Genomic DNA, 15609 nt, shown 5'->3' with positions numbered 1-15609 from the left:
TTTATTTAACTTATCTTTTTTAATTTGCCCGATTATAGCTAAAATCTGTTTAGCTTTCAAAAAGAGTCTAGACTCTTTTTTTATCCTCTTTATATTGTTTATATTGCATATAAAGAATTAGTACAATTGATATATCAATAATTACATCCGCAAAATTGAATATAGCAAAATCAAATCCACAATGCCAATAGACATAATCAACGACTGCCCCATAAGTAAATCTATCCAAAATATTAGACAATCCACCTGCTAGAAGCATAGAAATTGGGATATAATATTTTAAAAAGACCTCTTTATTAAAATATAAATATACAAAAATAGCTACTATTAATGCTAATTGTATAAACTTTAAATACTCTTTTAAAAATTCAAACATAGAAAAGGCAACACCATAATTATATGCAAGAACTAAAGAAATACAGTCACTTTCAAAACCATACTTTAAAAATACAAAACCATATTTTATATACTGGTCAATAATAACTAGCAATAAAAATAGTACTACTGAAATAGTTAATTTTTGGTTCATAGTGTTTTTGTTAAAAACTCTACTAATCTGTCCATGTACTCATTTACTAATTTTTTATCACGACCTTCAATCAATACTCTTAGCTTATTTTCTGTTCCAGAATATCTAATTAAATCTCTCATACCTTTAGATTTAATCTCTTCTTGAAGCTCTTTTAATCCTTCAATTTCATCAAGTGGAATTTTTTCACTTACTTTTATATTTTTTAAAACTTGTGGATAGAGTTCAAAACCATTTAAAGCTTTACTTGCTTTTTTACCACTCTCTATTAAATAAGATAAGACTTGTAAGGCAGTTGCAAGTCCATCTCCTGTTTTTGAAACATCAGAGAAGATAACATGTCCACTTTGTTCTCCTCCAAAGTTTATATTGTTACTCTTCATATTTTCTAAAACATGCTTATCACCAACATCAGTTCGATTTAACTTTAAATCAAAAGAGTCTAGATAGTCCTCTAAGGCTTTATTACTCATAACTGTAGCAACACAAGCCTCACCTTTTAATATGCCCTTCTCACTTAAGTATACGCATAAGGCACCTAAAAGTTTATCTCCATCTACAGTATCACCATTTTCATCTATTACTACAAGTCTATCAGCATCTCCATCAAGAGCTAGTCCAATATCTGCTCTTACTTCTCTTACTACTTTAGCAACATTTTCAGGATGCATTGCTCCACTGTTTTCATTGATATTAAATCCATTTGGTTTTGCATTTATTGTAAATACTTCAGCACCAAGTTCTTCAAGGATTGTTGGAGCAACTTTATAAGCAGCACCATTTGCACAATCAAGTACAATCCTAAGCCCATTTAGTGTTAATTCTTTTGGAAAAGAGCTCTTGATTGATACAATATATCTTCCAATAACATCATCTATTCTTTTTGATGAACCTATCTCTTTGCCAGTTTTTTGTCCATTTGTTCTAGCCTCTTCATCAAAAAAGAGTTCTTCTATTGCTTTTTCACAATCACTTCCCAATTTATTTCCATGTTGATCAAAGAATTTTATTCCATTATCTTCAAAAGGATTATGAGAAGCTGATATCATAATTCCAGCATCACATCTCATTGATTCAGTTAAAAATGCAATAGCAGGAGTTGGCATTGGACCTATTTGAATAACATCATATCCAACAGCAGTCAATCCTGAAACTAATGCATTTTCAATCATATATCCACTTCTTCTAGTATCTTTTCCTACTAAAATCTTGTTTGTATATGAATGTTTTCTAAAATAAATTCCTGCAGCCATTGCTAGCTTCATCACCGTCATAGCGTCTAAAAATGAGCCAGCTTGACCTCTTACACCATCTGTACCAAATAGTTTCATTGAAAAATCCTAAAATTAAACTTAATTTAAACTTACTTTAAAGTTAATTGGCTAGTATTCTAGCCTTAAAAAAATTATAAAGAGGTTAAAAATGGCAAACCATAAATCTTCGGCTAAAAGAGCTAAACAAACGATAGTAAAAACTGAGAGAAACAGATTTTACAAAACAAGAATTAAGAACGTAACGAAAGATGTATTATCAGCAGTTGAAGCTAATGATAAAGAAAAAGCAGCTGCTGCAATGAAAACTGCAAATAAATACGTGCACCACTGTATTGCAAAAGGTATCCTTAAAAAAGGAACTGCAGCTAGAAAAGTTAGTAGACTACAAGTAAAAGTTAACGCTCTATAATTAAAATTTACTATCATATCAATAATATGGTAGTTAATTTTATTTATTTGCTTATAAATACTACAAAATATGTTACAAGATAAATTACAACTATTTATTGATAGATATGAGGAGATTAATGGATTATTAGCTTCTCCAGATATCTCTTCAGACATAAAAAGAATGACTACACTTTCAAAAGAGCAGTCATCGATTGAACCAATCGTAAATAAAGCTAAAGAATATATAAGTGTATTAAATGATATTCAAGATAACAAAATGTTACTTGACGATCCAGATTTAGGTGAACTGGCAAAAGATGAACTTAAAGATTTAGAGGTTAGAAAACCTGCTATTGAAGAAGAGATAAAAGTTCTTATGATTCCTAAAGATCCTAATGATGATAAAAATATATTTATAGAACTAAGAGCTGGTGCAGGTGGTGATGAAGCAGGAATATTTGTAGGAAACCTATTTAGGGCATATTTAAGATATGCGGAACAAAAAGGGTGGAAAGTTGAGATAATGAACCAAAATGAGAATGAAGCAGGCGGATACAAAGAGATCGTTGCTTTATTTAAAGGTGAACAGGTTTATTCAAGACTAAAATATGAAAGCGGAACACACAGGGTTCAAAGAGTTCCAGCGACTGAATCACAAGGGAGAGTTCATACATCAGCTATTACTGTTGCAGTTATGCCAGAAGTTGATGATGTAGAAGTTGAAATCGATCCGGGTGATTTAAAAATTGATGTTATGAGAGCTAGTGGAAATGGTGGACAATCAGTAAATACTACTGACTCTGCAGTTAGGATTACACATATTCCTTCAGGGCTTGTTGTAACAAACCAAGACCAAAAGTCTCAACATAAAAATAAAGATAAAGCAATGAAAGTTTTAAAAGCTAGACTTTATGACATTCAGATGCAAGAAAAAATGGACTCAGAAGGTGCCAGCAGAAAAGAACAAGTTGGAACTGGAGATCGAAGTGGAAGAATTAGAACATATAATTATCCACAAGGTCGAATAAGTGACCATAGAATTAACCTTACATTATACAGACTTGAAGCAGTAATGAATGATGGTGTTTTTGATGAAATCATTGACCCATTAATCGCTGATGCTCAATCAAAAGCAATTGAGGCTAATGGATTATAATCCATTAGCTTTACTCTACATTAACTCACATTAGTAACCAAAATGTAATCGTTTGCAATTATAATTTCTTCGTCAAAAAAAATATTGGAGAAAAAAATATGAAAAAAACTGCAATCGCGTTATTAGCATCTGCTGCTTTAACTGTTACACTAAGTGCTAGAGACCAAATCAAAATAGTTGGTTCTTCTACTGTTTATCCTTTCTCATCTTCTGTTGCTGAAGAATTAGGAGCTACAACTAAATTCCCAACTCCTGTTGTTGAATCAACTGGTTCAGGTGGTGGAATGAAATTATTCTGTGCTGGAAATGATATGAATACTCCAGATATCACAAATGCTTCAAGAAGAATGAAAACTAAAGAGTTTAAACTATGTGAAAAAAATGGTGTTACTGATATCACTGAAGCTGTAATTGGTTATGATGGTATTGCATTTGCACAAGCAAAATCAAACGCTAAATTTGATATTTCAAAAGAACACTTAGCTTTAGCAGTTGCTAAAGAAGTTCCTTCAAAAGATGGTAAATCACTAATTGCTAACCCATATAAAAAATGGTCAGACATTGATGCATCTTTACCAAATAGAGAAATCATTGTTTACGGACCACCAAAATCTTCAGGTACAAGAGATGCTTTTGAAGAATTAGTTATGCAATCTACTTTCAAAAAAATGGATCTATATACAAATCTTTACAAAGCTGACAAAAAAGCTAACAAAAAATATAAAAAATATTCTGTAATTAGAACAGATGGTGTTTATGTAGAATCAGGTGAAAATGATAACTTAATCGTTCAAAAATTAACTAAAAATACAGATGCATTTGGTGTATTTGGATTCTCTTTCTTAGTTGAAAATGATGATGTAATCCAAGGTGCTACAATCAACAAAGTTGAACCAACTCCAGATACAATTTCTTCAGGGAAATATCCAGTATCTAGATCATTATTCTTCTATATCAAAAACTCTCATTCAAAAGAAGTTCCAGCTATAAGTAAATATGTTGAATTATTCATGAGTGAAAAAATGATTGGTAAAGATAGTATATTAGGTGAAATTGGATTAATTCCACTTCCAGATGCTGATAGAAATGCAATCAGATCAAGTGTTGCTAAAAGAACTAAAATCACTTTAGCAGAATTAAGTAAAAAACACTAAATTAAAAAGAGGTTATTCCTCTTTTTGATTCTAGTTATAGCTCTTTATCTGTTGTACGCGAACGAAGAGATAAAGGGCTATAAATAGGATTAAATATGAAAATAAAATGGCTCTCTATAGTTGAAAAACTCGATTACGCTTTTCAGCCTATTATACACTCACATTCAGGTAAGATTTTTGCAGTTGAAGCACTAATAAGAAATGTAGAAAAAATACCTAATCTAGAACAAATTCATGATTTATTTGATTTAGCATATAAAGAAGATTATCTATATCAACTAGACTTGCTTTTACGAGATAAAGCAATTGAAAAATTTGCCCAAATAGATATTGAAAATCTTCAGCTTTTTTATAACTTAGATAACAGAATAATTCATACAAAAAATTACTCAAAAGGTAATACAAAAAAAATCTTAAGTAAATATAATTTTGATAAAAATGTTATTTGTTATGAATTGAGTGAAAGAGGCACTCTAATTGAACAAAATGCCTTAGTTGAAATGATTAAAACTTATAAGAACAGTGATTACTGTATTGCCATTGATGATTTTGGGGTAGGAGTTTCAGGACTAAAACTTTTATATTTTTCACAAGCAAATATAATTAAAATAGATAGATTTTTTATAGATAGTATAGATAGCGACTCTAAAAAAAGACTTTTTTGTTCTTCAATTATAAACATGGCTCATATAATGGGGATGAAAGTAGTAGCAGAAGGAGTTGAAACCTTAAATGAGTTTTATACTTGCAAAAATATTGGTGCAGATTTTATACAAGGTTATTTTGTTCAAAAACCTACAATAAAGGTACAAGAACTTAAACATATTTATAAAGATATTGTTAAAAACCTTATCAATGAAAAAAGAGCTGATGATGCAACTCCAATAGAACAAGAATTTATTCAAGATATTATTCCTTTAAATATTAAGTCTTCACTTCACTCTTTATTTTTATATTTTAAAGATTACAGACATAATAACTTTGTCCCAATTGTTGATGATTATGATAATTTTATGGGTGTAATTTATGAAGTTGATATCAAACAAATTTCATATTCACAATATGGATTATCTTTAGCACAAAATAAATCATACAACTCAAAAATAAGCAAATACGTAAAACCAGTTATTTCAGTAGAATCATCTTGGGGTATTGATAAAGCCTTAGAAATATTTAATCATGATCCCAACTCATCAGGTATTTTTATTACAAAAGCGAATAAATATGCCGGTTTTATTGACCTTCGTTCACTTTTACAACTCTCTCACAAAAGAAATTTGGAGATTGCAGAGAATCAAAACCCACTTACAAGACTTCCAGGAAATAAACAAATTGAACTGTTTATTTATAAAAGTCTTAAAAACAGAGAGAAATATACCTCTCATATTTTATATTTTGATTTTGATAACTTTAAACCATTTAATGATCACTATGGCTTTAGACAGGGGGATAGAGCAATACTGCTTTTCTCTGAATTATTACAAAAAAAATATCCAAATGACTCTTTTGTAGCACATATTGGAGGAGATGACTTTTTTATTGGAATAAAAAATAGTTCTATTGAAAAAGTTTATGACATAACAAATGAAGCCTTATGTGAATTTAAAGAGTCTGCAAAAAATCTTTACAAAGAAGAAGATAAACAAAATGGTTATATTGAAGGAAAAGATAGATTTGGAGAAGAAAGAGTATTTAAATTACTCTCATGCTCTTGTGCAATTATTGAGATATCTTCAAACTCAAAAAAATCTAATTTTGACCACACTCTAAACATCATGAAAAAATACTCTAAAGATTTAGAAGTACCCATTTGTGCCTCTTTTTAAATTATGTAATCATCTTGTAATTTTTCTTACATATAATTCCCAATAAAAAATAGGAAGGTTAAATTTGAATACATTTGAATCTAAAAGTAAAAAAGCTTTATTAATAGAAAAATTAATTAAATTTTTATTGATTTTAGCTGCAACAATTTCTATTCTTACAACATTTGGAATCCTATTTTCAATACTATTTGAATCAATAGAATTTTTCAAGCTAAGAAGTTTTTGGTATTTTTTAACAGGAACAGTATGGTCACCTGGTGTAATTGGAAGTAAATTTGGTGCTTTACCAATTTTCTCAGGGACTTTTGTTATCACGCTTATAGCACTAGCAGTAGCTATTCCTATTGGATTAGGTAGTGCTGTTTATATGAGTGAGTATGCCAGTCCAAAATTAAGAGATTATCTAAAACCTATGTTAGAAATACTTGCAGGTATTCCAACTGTTGTTTATGGTTTCTTTGCTGCAATTACAGTAGCTCCACTTATTGTAAAGATGGCAGATGCTGTTGGCTTAGAAGCTACTTTTAACTCAGCTCTTGCTTCAGGTGTTGTTATGGGGATAATGATTATTCCTGTAATTTCATCACTTTCAGATGATGTTATTCGAGCAGTTCCTGATTCTCAAAGAAAAGCTGCATTTGGACTTGGTATGACTCATGGTGAGATTATTAAAAATATTGTTTTACCATCTGCCCTGCCAGGTATCATTTCAGCATCTCTTTTGGGACTTTCAAAAGCTTTGGGAGAGACAATGATTGTTGTTATGGCTGCAGGGCTTCGTCCAAACTTATCATGGAATCCACTAGAAGATATGACAACTGTTACAGTTACCATCGTAAACTCTTTAGTAGGTGATTTTGAGTTTAACTCTCCGGAAACACTTTCTGCATTTGCCTTAGGTTTAGTTCTTTTTGTTATCACATTGATTTTAAATATGATTTCATTAAGTTTAATTAGAAAATTCAAAGAAAAATATAAAGTGAATACATTATGATTATGAGAAAAAGAAAAAAAGAAAAAAAACACAATCCTTTTTATGATCCAACACTTACTAAAAGACATGCAAGTTCAAGAAGATTTAAAAGATTTACACTAACATCTTTGATATTTTCAATTGCATTTTTGGCATTCTTTTTAGTTGATATTACTTTAAAAGGACTTCCAGCATTTAAAGTTGCTTATGTACAAACAGAAGTAGTATATAATGAACAAACAATTAGGGATTCTAGAAAAGCTGTTCCAAGAGAGTATAAAGGAATTGTATCAAGAGCATGGTTAAGAGATATCCCAAATCTAGTTAGAGAAAATCCTGCACTTATGAATACAACACAAACTCAATGGGTTTTAGCAGATGATCAAGTTGATCAGTATATGAAAGAACATCACTATAAGTTAAAAAGAAAAGATAGACATTTAGTAGATGAATTAATCGCACAAAATAAAATAGAGATGAAATTTAATACAATATTTTTTACAAATGGTGACTCAAAAATCCCAGAGTATGCAGGTATTTATTCAGCAATAATTGGTTCAATTTTAACTCTAATTGTTACTATGCTTGTAGCATTTCCAATTGGTGTTATGACAGCAATTTATCTTGAAGAGTTTGCAGATGATAACAAATTTACAAGATTTATTGAAGTAAATATTAACAACCTTGCAGCTATTCCTTCAATCCTATTTGGGCTTTTAGGTCTATCTATATTTATTAATCTTTTTGGACTTCCTCGTTCTTCACCCCTAGTTGGTGGTTTAACTTTAGCACTTATGACCTTGCCAATTATTATTGTTAGTTCAAGAGCAGCATTAAGAGCAGTACCAGATACAATTAGACAAGCGGCATATGGTTTGGGTTTAAATAAAATTGAAGTAACAAAAGACCACGTTTTACCATTGGCATTCCCAGGTGTTTTAACAGGTTCTATTATTGGACTAGCACAAGCTATGGGGGAAACAGCACCTTTAATTATTATAGGGATGATTGCATTTATTCCAGATGCACCATCTATGGTAACAGATGCAGCAACAGTTATGCCTGCACAACTTTTTACATGGGCTGGAATGCCAGAGAGAATGTATATTGAAAAGACTGCTGCTGGTATTATGGTACTACTTTCAGTACTTATTTCACTAAATGCTATAGCAATTTATTTAAGAAAAAAATTCGAAGTTAAATGGTAACAAGGAAAATTATGAGTAATACAGAAAATAAAACAAAAGTAAAAGTTGAAGACCTTAACCTTTGGTATGGGGACAATCATGCCTTACATAATATAAGTGTTGATTTATTTGAAAATAAAATTACAGCCCTAATAGGACCTTCTGGTTGTGGAAAATCTACATTTTTAAGATGTGTAAATAGAATGAATGACCTAATTAACTCTGTAAGAATTGACGGTGAAATAATTATTGATAATAAAAATATTTATGACAAAGATGTTGATGAAGTGAGTGTTAGAAAAAGAGTAGGAATGGTATTTCAACAACCAAACCCTTTTCCAAAAACTATTTATGATAATGTTGCTTATGCCCCACTAAAACATGGTATAACAAAAAAAGGTAAAGAGTGTAATGAGTTAGTAGAGTCTTCACTAATTAAAGCTGGTCTATGGGATGAAGTAAAAGATAAATTGGGACAGCCAGGGACATCACTTTCAGGGGGACAACAACAAAGATTATGTATTGCAAGAACCATCGCTATTAAACCTGAAGTTATTTTAATGGATGAGCCAACAAGTGCCCTTGATCCTATTAGTACAGAAAAAATCGAAGCTTTAATGCTAGAACTTAAAAATGATTATACAATTGTAACAGTAACACACAATATGCAACAAGCAGCAAGAGTTGCTGACTATACGGCATTCTTTCACCTTGGAAAGCTAATAGAATATGATAAAACAGATATCATATTTGTAAATCCAGGTAACAAAAAAACAGAAGATTATATTACAGGAAGGTTTGGTTAATGTTAAAAGTATACGATACAAAAAGAGAATTAATTCAAAATGAATTATTAGAAATAGGAGATGTTGTAGTTGAATCATTAAATGCTTCTTTAAAAGCGTTAAAAGATGATGATATTAAATCACTTAAAGATGCAGATTTATCACTAAAAAAACTTACAAGTAAGTCAAATGATATTGATAACTCTATTGTAACTGCCCTTGCTTTATATCAGCCAGAAGCAAAAGACTTAAGAGAATTGGTATCTTATTTAAAAATTACAAATGAGTTAGTAAGAGCTGGGGGAAATACAAAGGATTTTATTAAAATTTTTAGAACTTCATATACTGATGATTTAAATACAAAAACAATATTAGAATTTGCAATTCCTTTATTAAAATCAACTATTCTTTCTCTTCAAACTGCAATATCTATAATAAAAGATGATAATTCACAGCATGTTGAAGAGAAATACCAAAGAGTTGTAGTAGAAGAGAGTAAAACTGATGATTTATATGCAATGATTGAAAAAAATATTTTAAAACTTATCTCTAAAAACTTAGACTTATCAAAAGAGTATTTTAATATTTTAACTTCATTGAGAAAATTAGAAAAAATATCAGATAGATCAGTTGCTATTGCACATTTACTACTTTTTGCAGATAAAGGCGGAGAATTAGAGAGAAAATAACTCTTTATGATATAATTTAACTTATGAGAAAAGCCCTACTTAAAATACGAAAATACTTCGAATACAATTATGAGGTTCTAATAGCAATGGTTCTATTCATTGCTATTATTATTTCAGGTTTAGAATTCTTCAAAGCCATAATCTACATGCTTGAGTTTATAGTTATTATGGAAGTTGTAAAAATGATTTCTGACTTTATAAAAAAAGAGAAGTTAAGACTTCGATTTGTTATTGATATCTTTATTATATTTCTTATTCGAGATGTTATTATTCAAGCTTCACACAAAAATATAGACTATTTTGACATATCATTTTTACTAATTGTTATATTTGTATTTTTTATTTTTAGGATAATGTCAATAAAATACTCTCCAGGAAGTAGTAAATTAAAAGACAAAGGTAATAATTCAAGTGAATAATCATACCCTACTAATAATTGAAGATGAAGTTGATATTCTAGAACTTTTAGAATATACCTTACAAAAAGAGGGATTTGAGACTATTGGCTTTTTAACTGTATCAAAAAAAGCCTATGAAGTTTTAGATGAAGAAGAGATAGATTTAATACTTATGGATAGAAACTTGCCAGGAATGGAAGGTACAACTTTTATCAATGATATAAAATCAAAAGGTTACACTATACCTGTGATTTATGTTAGTGCAAAAGATAAAGATGAAGATATCTTAGAAGGCTTTGATAAACATGCAGATGATTATATAACTAAACCCTTTAATCTAAAAGAGTTAACCGCAAGGGTAAAAGCAGTTATAAAAAGAACTAAAAAAGATGTAGAAGTAGAAAAAATAAAAGATATTACATATAAAAGATCTAGTAAAAGTTTTTATATAGAAGATTGCAAAATTGAACTTACAACTTTAGAACACGATTTACTTTTAGAGTTTTTCAAAAATAAAGATATCCTTTTAAGTAGAGAACATCTACTAAACACTGTATGGGAAGACTCTTTTGAAAAAAAATTAAAAACTGTTAATGTTGCAGTGAAAAGATTAAAGAGTAAAATAGACTCTAAAGGAGATAAAAAATATATAAAATCTGTACGTGGTGAAGGTTACATGTTTTGTTAAAAATCCATCAGCTTTTTCTTCGAAGTTTTATATTTATCTTTTTATCAATACTTTTACTTATCTCTATAGTAGTCTATTTTTGGTCAAAATCAATATATCTTGATCAAATTGAAAAAAATATTTTATCAAACATAGATACTCTTTCCATTTCCCTACCAAATTTAAAAAATATAGACCAAAAAGTATTAGAGATAAAAAGAGCTACTAATCTAAGGGTTACCATAATAGATACAGATGGTGTAGTTGTTGCAGAGAGTGATGAAGATAAAAGTTTAATGGAAAACCATGGAAATAGAGAAGAGATTATTGCAGCAAAATATAAAACCTATGGAGAGATAGCTAGACACTCAGATACCTTAAATAAAGACCTTTTATATATTGCAAAAGAAGTTACTATTGATGATAAAGTCTACTATATTAGAATGTCAAGTGAAATAACTACAATAAAAGAGTATTTTATAAAATTAACCCTACAACTTATAGGGATATTTTCTATATTTTTACTTTTAGCATTTATTGTTTCATATTATATCTCTGATAAAATTCGTCATGAGACTGATAATATATTGAACTTTTTAATTAATTTAACAAAGAAAAAAGAACCTACAAATATGTCGTCATTTTATACCCAAGAGTTTTTTACAATAAATAAACTACTAAATAAAGTAGCAATAAAACTTCAAAAGAAAGAGAAATCAAAAGCTAAACATACTGCAAAACTAAAGCTTGCAAATAAACAAAAAGATGAAATTATAAGTGCCATTTCCCATGAATTTAAAAACCCTATTGCTATTATTACAGGATATGTACAAACTTTACAAAATGATAAAGATTTACCAATACAAATGAGAGATAAATTTCTTACAAAAATTGATTCAAATGCAAACAAGATGACTCAAATAATTGATAAACTAAGACTTGCACTAAAGCTTGAAGAGGGTAGAGAAAATATTGAAAAAAGAGAGTTGGATTTAAAAAGTTTATGTGAAATTATAGCAATAGATTTAAAAGATAAATATCCAAATAGAACCATAGAAATAAGTGGAGAGAATAAGAGTATTCAAGGGGATGATACTTTAATAAGTATGGCAATATCAAATCTAATTGAAAATGCTTTAAAATACTCAGAAGGTGTAGTAAGAGTTGAAATTTCACAGGAATACTTAAAAGTTATAGATACAGGTATTGGTATAAGTGAGACTGACCTTTTAAAAATCACAAGAAAGTTTTATAGAGTATCACAAAATGGCTGGAACAATTCATTGGGACTAGGATTATTTATAGTAAACTCTATTCTAAATCTTCATAATTTCAAACTTCAAATAAGCTCTATTTATGGTAAAGGTTCTGAATTTATCATTAAATATTAAAAAATACTTAATTTAAGCTATACATAAGTATTACTACACTATTATTCCAGCTCATTAATTAAATCGGAGAACGTAGATGAAATTCACTCAAATGGCAAAAGCCAATGAAATCGAAAGAGATTGGGTTATTATAGATGCAACTGATAAAGTATTTGGTAGAATCATTACTGAAGTTGCTACAATCTTAAGAGGTAAAAATAAGACTAATTATACTCCTCATGTTGACTGTGGAGATAACGTAATTATCATAAATGCAACAAAAGCAAAATTTTCTGGTACTAAACTAGAAACTAAAAATTACTATACACACTCAGGTTATTTTGGTAGTACAAAAACTCACAAAATGTCTGATATGTTTGAACAAAACCCTGAGAAGCTATACAAATTGGCTACAAGAGGTATGTTACCAAAAACAAAACTTGGTAAATCAATGTTAAAAAAATTAAAAGTATACGCAGGTAGCGAACACCCTCACACTGCGCAAATTAAAGGATAAGACTAATGGCAAAAGTATACGCAACTGGAAGAAGAAAATCTTCTATCGCAAAAGTATGGTTAGAAGCTGGTAACGGGCAACTTATTATTAATGGTCAATCTTTAGATGCATGGTTAGGTGGACACGAAGCTATTAAAAAAAGAGTAATGAGACCTTTAGAAGTATCAAAACAAGAAACTTCTGTAAATGTTATCGTTAAAACTTTAGGTGGAGGTTACTCTGCACAAGCTGACGCTGCAAAACATGGTATTTCAAGAGCTTTAGTTGCTTTTGATGAGCAATTCAGAGCTGTTTTAAAACCTTATGGATTACTAACTAGAGATGCAAGATCTGTAGAGAGAAAAAAATACGGAAAGAAAAAAGCAAGAAAATCTACTCAATTCTCGAAAAGATAATTGGTATTTTTACTATATTCAAAGGAGCGACTTTTGTTGCTCCTTTTTTTATGCACTTTTTTATAAAAAAATATTACAATACTCAATGAAAAAATTTCTTCTATTATTCATTATTCACTGTTCATTATTCACTTGTTTAAATGCAAGTACACTAAACTTATCAATTTCATCAAGTCCAAGTAGAATAAATCCAATTTTAGCAAGTGATAGTGCAAGTAGTGAGATAACTCAATGGCTTTTTAATGGACTTTTCAAATATGATAAAAATGGAAATATAGTCCCTGAACTAGCCTCTTCATATAAGTTTATTTCAAAAACTCATCTAATCATAAATCTAAGAGATGATGTATTATGGCATGATGGAGAAAAATTCAGTGCAGATGATGTTATTTTTACATATAACAAAATCCATGACCCAAAAGTTTTCACTGCTATTAAATCCAATTATAAAGAGGTAGAAAGTATCTCAAAAATTAATGATTTTACTTTAGAAATTATTTATAAAAAACCATACTTTAAAGCATTAGAGATATGGATGACAGGAATATTGCCAAAACATCTATTAAAAGATGAAGAAGATTTGATGAAAAGTGATTTTAATAAGCAGCCAATTGGAACTGGTGCATATAAACTAGATAGTTTTAAAGTTGGAAGTGATATTAGGCTATTTGCTTTTGACAAGTACTTTGAAGGCAGACCTAAAATTGATGAGATAAATTATAAGTTTTTGCCAGACCCCACGACTTCATTTTTGTTTTTAAAACAAAACAGACTTGATGTGGGAGGATTAACTCCCCTGCAAGTTGATAGACAAATAGATAAAGAGTTCTTAGATGACTTCCAATTAATAGAACGCCCTGCTTTTGCTTATGCATATCTTGGATTTAATTTAAACAATAAAAAGTTTAAAGATTTAAATGTAAGAAAAGCTCTCTCTTTAGCCATAAACAGAAAAGAGATTGTTGATATCTTATTCTTTGGACATGGGCAAGTTTGTAATGGTCCATTCTTACCAGGAACTTTTGCTTATGATAAAGATATAAAAGTTATAAAACAAGATTTAAAGCAGGCAAAACGTCTACTCAAACTTGCAGGATATGATGAGAACAATCCTTTAAGTTTTGAAGTTATAACAAATACAGGAAATGAAACTAGACTAAATGCTACTCAAATCATTCAATATCAGCTTGCAAAAATTGGTGTAAAAATGAAAATACGAGTTATGGAGTGGCAAGCTTTTTTAAATACTGTTGTTCATCCAAGAAACTTTGAAGCCATTGTTTTAGGTTGGAATTTAGCAGTTATGCCAGATGCTTATCCTCTATGGCACAGCGACTCTAGAAAAACTGGTGCTTTTAATTTAGTAGGCTATTCAAATAAAGAAGTTGATGAACTTATTGTTAAAGGTTCAACAACAGTTGACAAAGAAGAATTGGGTAAAATATATAGAAAAATATTTAATATCATAGCAAATGATACTCCATATCTATTTTTATATATTCCTAACTCAATTACATCAGTTAGTAAAAAAATACAAAATATAGAACCATCATTTTTGGGTATTATGCATAATCAAAATGATTGGATAAAAGAAGATGATTAAAAAGGAAAAATATTGGAGAACATAATACTATTTGATTTGGATGGTACACTTATAGACTCAACAGATGCAATTGTATCAACTTTTCATCACTCATTTGAAAAAATGAATTTTGATTTTCAAGGAAATGATGAGGATATAAAATCACTTATTGGATATCCCTTAGAAATCATGTTTATGGAACTAGGTGTTGAACAAGAACTTGCTTGGGATTTTGTTGATACTTATAAGCAAAGATATAAAACAATATCTACAACAAAAACTTTATTATTAGAAAATGCAATAGAGGCTTTAGAAGTTGCAAGTAAATTTGCAAGATTATCTATTGTTACTACAAAAACTGGTAAATATACTATTCCTTTATTAGAACACTTTGGCATACTTAAATACTTTGAAATTGTTACAGGACGAGAACATGTGGAAAATCCCAAACCACACCCAGAACCAATTTTAAAAACTTTGGAGCAGATGAATTTAAGTAAAACCTCAAATATTTGGATGATAGGTGACACTCACTTAGATATCTTATGTGCAAATAGTGCAGGTGTCAACTCTGTGGCCGTTCTCTGCGGTTATGGCAAAGAAGAAGACCTGAAAGAACTTACTAGTTTTATATCAAAAAACTCACTAGAAGCAGTAAAATTAATTGAAGAAGTATCTGCAAACAACTTTCACAATTAATATAGTTTTAAATTCTTT

At 29.5% G+C, this 15609-nt stretch carries 17 protein-coding genes; 15 read left to right on the top strand and 2 right to left on the bottom strand.

Annotated elements, in window-relative coordinates; genetic code table 11:
* Positions 1–67: 67 nt before the first annotated feature.
* Positions 68–529, bottom strand: a complete 462-nt coding sequence (gene lspA, locus Q0617_RS12400; protein WP_298753640.1) for a signal peptidase II — start codon at positions 527–529, stop codon at positions 68–70.
* Positions 526–1860: a phosphoglucosamine mutase gene (glmM, locus tag Q0617_RS12395; protein WP_298753639.1), complete on the bottom strand. Its 1335-nt coding sequence runs from the start codon at positions 1858–1860 to the stop codon at positions 526–528. The genes lspA and glmM overlap by 4 nt, the downstream gene beginning before the upstream one ends.
* 91 nt (positions 1861–1951) lie before the next feature.
* Here glmM and rpsT point away from each other — a divergent pair, with 91 nt between their 5' ends.
* The 15 genes from rpsT to Q0617_RS12320 all read left to right on the top strand — a co-directional run bounded on the left by rpsT (position 1952) and on the right by Q0617_RS12320 (position 15591).
* The gene (rpsT, locus tag Q0617_RS12390) at positions 1952–2212 is read left to right on the top strand and encodes a 30S ribosomal protein S20 (protein ID WP_298753638.1); all 261 of its coding nucleotides are present in this window, start codon (positions 1952–1954) and stop codon (positions 2210–2212) included.
* 69 nt (positions 2213–2281) lie between these two features.
* Entirely contained in the window at positions 2282–3349 is a 1068-nt protein-coding gene (prfA, locus tag Q0617_RS12385; RefSeq protein ID WP_298753637.1) for a peptide chain release factor 1, read from the top strand.
* Between the two features lie 98 nt (positions 3350–3447).
* Complete coding sequence (locus Q0617_RS12380; protein ID WP_298753636.1) at positions 3448–4503, top strand: substrate-binding domain-containing protein; 1056 nt, start codon at positions 3448–3450, stop codon at positions 4501–4503.
* A gap of 95 nt (positions 4504–4598) precedes the next feature.
* Entirely contained in the window at positions 4599–6329 is a 1731-nt protein-coding gene (locus Q0617_RS12375) for a GGDEF domain-containing protein (protein ID WP_298753635.1), read from the top strand.
* A 64-nt stretch (positions 6330–6393) separates the two neighbouring features.
* Positions 6394–7323, top strand: coding sequence for a phosphate ABC transporter permease subunit PstC (pstC, locus tag Q0617_RS12370; RefSeq protein ID WP_298753634.1), 930 nt, complete (start codon positions 6394–6396; stop codon positions 7321–7323).
* Between the two features lie 2 nt (positions 7324–7325).
* Positions 7326–8510, top strand: coding sequence for a phosphate ABC transporter permease PstA (pstA, locus tag Q0617_RS12365; protein WP_298753633.1), 1185 nt, complete (start codon positions 7326–7328; stop codon positions 8508–8510).
* Between the two features lie 11 nt (positions 8511–8521).
* Positions 8522–9295: a phosphate ABC transporter ATP-binding protein PstB gene (gene pstB / locus Q0617_RS12360; protein WP_298753632.1), complete on the top strand. Its 774-nt coding sequence runs from the start codon at positions 8522–8524 to the stop codon at positions 9293–9295.
* Complete coding sequence (locus Q0617_RS12355; RefSeq protein WP_298753631.1) at positions 9295–9963, top strand: PhoU domain-containing protein; 669 nt, start codon at positions 9295–9297, stop codon at positions 9961–9963. The genes pstB and Q0617_RS12355 overlap by 1 nt, the downstream gene beginning before the upstream one ends.
* A gap of 23 nt (positions 9964–9986) precedes the next feature.
* The gene (locus tag Q0617_RS12350; RefSeq protein WP_298753630.1) at positions 9987–10382 is read left to right on the top strand and encodes a phosphate-starvation-inducible PsiE family protein; all 396 of its coding nucleotides are present in this window, start codon (positions 9987–9989) and stop codon (positions 10380–10382) included.
* On the top strand, positions 10375–11049 hold the full coding sequence (locus Q0617_RS12345) for a response regulator transcription factor (RefSeq protein WP_298753629.1): 675 nt from the start codon (positions 10375–10377) through the stop codon (positions 11047–11049). Before Q0617_RS12350 ends, Q0617_RS12345 begins: the two co-directional genes overlap by 8 nt.
* The gene (locus Q0617_RS12340; RefSeq protein ID WP_298753628.1) at positions 11043–12419 is read left to right on the top strand and encodes an ATP-binding protein; all 1377 of its coding nucleotides are present in this window, start codon (positions 11043–11045) and stop codon (positions 12417–12419) included. Before Q0617_RS12345 ends, Q0617_RS12340 begins: the two co-directional genes overlap by 7 nt.
* A gap of 76 nt (positions 12420–12495) precedes the next feature.
* Entirely contained in the window at positions 12496–12915 is a 420-nt protein-coding gene (gene rplM, locus Q0617_RS12335; protein ID WP_298753627.1) for a 50S ribosomal protein L13, read from the top strand.
* A gap of 5 nt (positions 12916–12920) precedes the next feature.
* Positions 12921–13310 (top strand): 30S ribosomal protein S9, encoded by a 390-nt coding sequence (rpsI, locus tag Q0617_RS12330; RefSeq protein WP_298753626.1) that lies wholly within the window; start codon positions 12921–12923, stop codon positions 13308–13310.
* Between the two features lie 85 nt (positions 13311–13395).
* On the top strand, positions 13396–14913 hold the full coding sequence (locus tag Q0617_RS12325) for a peptide-binding protein (RefSeq protein WP_298753625.1): 1518 nt from the start codon (positions 13396–13398) through the stop codon (positions 14911–14913).
* Positions 14914–14925: 12 nt separating this feature from the next.
* Positions 14926–15591: an HAD family hydrolase gene (locus Q0617_RS12320; protein ID WP_298753623.1), complete on the top strand. Its 666-nt coding sequence runs from the start codon at positions 14926–14928 to the stop codon at positions 15589–15591.
* Positions 15592–15609: the final 18 nt, after the last annotated feature.

It is taken from the genome of uncultured Arcobacter sp. (assembly GCF_937982575.1).
GTDB lineage: Bacteria > Campylobacterota > Campylobacteria > Campylobacterales > Arcobacteraceae > Arcobacter.
This window is presented reverse-complemented; position numbering and strand designations above follow the sequence as displayed.